This is a genomic window from Caldibacillus sp. 210928-DFI.2.18, assembly GCF_020554505.1.
Classification (GTDB): Bacteria; Bacillota; Bacilli; order Bacillales; family Caldibacillaceae; genus Caldifermentibacillus; species Caldifermentibacillus hisashii.
The window spans coordinates 1-1,872 of the sequence record NZ_JAJCHL010000177.1 but is presented as its reverse complement, the minus strand read 5'-3'; the positions used below and the strand labels follow the sequence as shown (position 1 = coordinate 1,872).

At 36.4% G+C, this 1,872-nt stretch carries 3 protein-coding genes; all 3 read left to right on the top strand.

Features of this window, described 5'->3' with window-relative positions:
- Window positions 1-125: 125 nt before the first annotated feature.
- Genes LIZ98_RS17375 through LIZ98_RS17365 form a run of 3 tightly spaced genes read left to right on the top strand, consistent with a single transcriptional unit; the run spans window position 126 to window position 1,805 of the window.
- The gene (locus LIZ98_RS17375) at window positions 126-728 is read left to right on the top strand and encodes a YphA family membrane protein (protein ID WP_227140390.1); all 603 of its coding nucleotides are present in this window, start codon (window positions 126-128) and stop codon (window positions 726-728) included.
- A gap of 1 nt (window position 729) precedes the next feature.
- Window positions 730-1,611 carry a YIEGIA family protein gene (locus LIZ98_RS17370; protein WP_095141183.1) on the top strand — a complete coding sequence of 294 codons (882 nt, stop codon included), beginning with the start codon at window positions 730-732 and terminating at the stop codon, window positions 1,609-1,611.
- Between the two features lie 8 nt (window positions 1,612-1,619).
- Window positions 1,620-1,805 (top strand): capping complex subunit for YIEGIA, encoded by a 186-nt coding sequence (locus LIZ98_RS17365; protein ID WP_227140391.1) that lies wholly within the window; start codon window positions 1,620-1,622, stop codon window positions 1,803-1,805.
- Window positions 1,806-1,872 lie beyond the last annotated feature (67 nt).

Below are 1,872 nucleotides of genomic sequence, written 5' to 3'. Positions count from 1 at the left end.
TTGCGGGGCGCTCCAGTTTGTACGTCGCTAAGCGGGCGCTCTGCGCTTTTCTTAGTGGATTCAAAGTATCGTTACGTTTTAAAATACATAATTTTGCTCATAATGGAAAAGATAGGAGGGAGTATATGACAGGTTTTGTTTTCTTCGGACTTGCTTGGGCGGGATGGATTTATTCTACATTTATTATGGAAAAAACAAATCCCTATCGATTTCCAATAGCTGCATGCCTTCTTGTAGCAATCATTTTGTCTGTTTTTAAGATTCGGTTTCTCGGACTTGATATATCGTTAGCAACTTTATTTTTATTATTCATATCTTTTTTAACATTTATAAAATTACCCTTTTGGAAACTTTTATATTGTACCATCGGGATTTTTATTGTATCGAGTGCAACAGCTGTTTTTTACCTCATATCTTTATATGATCCGGTGTGGATATTTATTGATCAGCAGATATTGCTTGGTTTTCTTGGCGCTTGTTTAGCTGTTTTACTTTTTAAAGAATATAAGGCAAGAATTTTTTCAACTATTATTGGACTTATTCAAGGAGATATCCTTTATGCGATCATTTTAAAAAAATTCTCCATTGATTTTCCGATTGGCAGTTTCGCTTTTCTGGATGGTTTGACCTTGACTTGTGTTTTTATAACGATCTGGTCCGGTTTTGAATATTTACAAACGACTTTTGAACATAAAAACTTTCAGCAAAAGAAGGAGAAACAATTGTAATATGAGTGAATACGTATATCCGGTATTATTTGGAATGGCATGCGGTCTGTTTGATCGTATATTAATGTTACGAACGGATTATCGGCAATATCCTACTTATTTACATGGGAAAATTATCCATGTAGCACTAGGATTTATTGCCTCAGCTTTAGGAGCAGTAGCAGTCCCGGCTTTAATGGAAGAAAATATTACCGCGATTACGTTTTTGACGGTTGCTGCTTCTCAATTTCGGGAAGTTCGTAATATGGAAAGAAATACGTTAGCACAGCTTGATTCTTATGAATTAGTTACCCGTGGCAGCACATATATCGAGGGAATCGCAGTTGCGTTTGAAAGCCGCAATTATTTAGTTATCTTTACGGCAATGATTACAACATTGGTTTATATCGAGTTTAATATTGTTGTGGGACTGATTGCTGCGCTGATTTGCATACTTATTTCAAAAAAATTGATGGGTGGCGGGAAACTGAAAGATATTGTTGATATTGAATTTGTCAAACCGCATTTTGTTAATGAGGGACTTTATATCGATAATATTTATATTATGAATATCGGCCTTCCCCAAAGGCAGGAAGAAATATTAAAATACGGCATGGGATTTATCTTGAAGCCGAAAAACTTCGATGCTCGTTCGACGATAGCCAATTTAGGGCAACGACAAGCCATTTTACATGATGTCTCAGTAGCCTTAGGTGTTTATCGAGATTCGGGTACACCGGCTCTTGTGCCACTTGCAAAACGGGATTTGGAAGACGGACGGGTTGCCGTTTTTGTTTTACCACAAAATCGCGATATTCAAAGGGCCCTTGAAATTATCGGCAATACACCAACTTTGGAAAATGCAATAAGAATGCCGACAGAAAGAAATACGAAAGAGGAATGAATTTGGTTATGTCTATTGAAAAAATGATCCTTGCAATAATTACGACGAATCCAAAGAAAGCTCCGAGTGGAATTGCTGTATTCCATTGTGATAACCAAGAGGAAATGTATAAAATATGCTCTGTTTTAGAACCGATTTTAGATGGAATTGCCCATAAAGTAACTGATGAAATCATGATTATCGTAAAACATTAATCCAATTTGGCAAATCTTGAGTTTGACACTTGTAGAGCTCAAAAAGCTCCCGAAACGCTTATTTAGC